Consider the following 246-nt stretch of genomic DNA (forward strand, 5'->3'; position numbering starts at 1 on the left):
GCTTTTGCAAGCGCGGTTTGGAGCGCTGTGTCGGTGATATGAGTATAGATTTCAGTTGTCGCGATTGAGGCGTGACCCAGCAGCCTTTGCACAAACCGGATATCGATGCCCCGCTCAATCAAGATAGTGGCCGCTGTATGGCGCAACATATGCGGCGTGATAACTCGCCCAAGCGACTGAGACTTGTGTAGCCTGTGCAACCGCCTACGCAGCGTCTGTGGACGTAGTGCATTTCCAAACTTGTTC

Annotated in this window: 1 protein-coding gene; it reads right to left on the bottom strand. The window is 53.7% G+C overall.

Going from position 1 to position 246, the window contains the following annotated elements; genetic code table 11:
• Window positions 1-246 (bottom strand): tyrosine-type recombinase/integrase (locus SB754_RS22285; RefSeq protein ID WP_410784460.1); only part of this gene is annotated, 246 nt, incomplete at both ends.

Origin of the sequence: Leifsonia sp. SIMBA_070, from assembly GCF_046534635.1 — a bacterium.
Taxonomy (GTDB): Bacteria; Actinomycetota; Actinomycetes; order Actinomycetales; family Microbacteriaceae; genus Leifsonia.